Here is a 1,611-nt window from a genome sequence, read left to right as displayed (position 1 = left end):
GTTCGTTACTTCAGAACTAACACAGTGGACGCGAGCAACTGAGGACAAGCCCTCGGCCTATTAGTACCAGTCAGCTCCACCCGTTACCGGGCTTCCACATCTGGCCTATCAACCCAGTCGTCTACTGGGAGCCTTACCCTCTCAAGGAGGTGGGAATACTCATCTTGAAGCAGGCTTCCCGCTTAGATGCTTTCAGCGGTTATCCCTCCCGAACGTAGCCAACCAGCCATGCCCTTGGCAGGACAACTGGCACACCAGAGGTTCGTCCGTCCCGGTCCTCTCGTACTAGGGACAGCCCTTCTCAATATTCCTACGCGCACAGCGGATAGGGACCGAACTGTCTCACGACGTTCTAAACCCAGCTCGCGTACCGCTTTAATGGGCGAACAGCCCAACCCTTGGGACCGACTCCAGCCCCAGGATGCGACGAGCCGACATCGAGGTGCCAAACCATCCCGTCGATATGGACTCTTGGGGAAGATCAGCCTGTTATCCCCGGGGTACCTTTTATCCGTTGAGCGACGGCGCTTCCACAAGCCACCGCCGGATCACTAGTCCCGACTTTCGTCCCTGCTCGACCCGTCGGTCTCACAGTCAAGCTCCCTTGTGCACTTACACTCAACACCTGATTGCCAACCAGGCTGAGGGAACCTTTGGGCGCCTCCGTTACCCTTTGGGAGGCAACCGCCCCAGTTAAACTACCCATCAGACACTGTCCCTGATCCGGATCACGGACCGAGGTTAGACATCCAGCACGACCAGAGTGGTATTTCAACGGCGACTCCACAACCACTGGCGTGGCTGCTTCAAAGTCTCCCACCTATCCTACACAAGCCGAACCGAACACCAATATCAAACTGTAGTAAAGGTCCCGGGGTCTTTCCGTCCTGCTGCGCGAAACGAGCATCTTTACTCGTAGTGCAATTTCACCGGGCCTATGGTTGAGACAGTCGAGAAGTCGTTACGCCATTCGTGCAGGTCGGAACTTACCCGACAAGGAATTTCGCTACCTTAGGATGGTTATAGTTACCACCGCCGTTTACTGGCGCTTAAGTTCTCAGCTTCGCACGCCCGAAAGCGCACTAACCGGTCCCCTTAACGTTCCAGCACCGGGCAGGCGTCAGTCCGTATACATCGCCTTACGGCTTCGCACGGACCTGTGTTTTTAGTAAACAGTCGCTTCTCGCTGGTCTCTGCGGCCACCCCCAGCTCACGGAGTAAATCCGATCACCAGTGATGGCCCCCCTTCTCCCGAAGTTACGGGGGCATTTTGCCGAGTTCCTTAACCATAGTTCACCCGAACGCCTCGGTATTCTCTACCTGACCACCTGAGTCGGTTTAGGGTACGGGCCGCCATGAAACTCGCTAGAGGCTTTTCTCGACAGCATAGGATCATCCACTTCACCACAATCGGCTCGGCATCAGGTCTCAGCCTTAATGAGGGACGGATTTGCCTACCCCTCGGCCTACACCCTTACCCCGGGACTACCACCGCCCGGGTTGGACTACCTTCCTGCGTCACCCCATCGCTTACCTACTACCACCTTGGATCGGCGGCTCCACCACTTTCCTTTCCCCGAAGGGTCCGGAACGGCTTCACGGCCTTAGCAT

General features: G+C 56.5%; 1 rRNA gene. It reads right to left on the bottom strand.

What is annotated here, in order from left to right:
• Window positions 1–40: 40 nt before the first annotated feature.
• Window positions 41–1,611: ribosomal RNA gene (locus ACFYW3_RS39155) — 23S ribosomal RNA — on the bottom strand; the annotation flags it as partial.

Source organism: Streptomyces sp. NPDC002602, from assembly GCF_042889445.1.
Taxonomy (GTDB): Bacteria; Actinomycetota; Actinomycetes; order Streptomycetales; family Streptomycetaceae; genus Streptomyces.
Note: the sequence above shows the minus strand (reverse complement) of the source record. Positions and strands in the feature narration are given on the sequence as shown.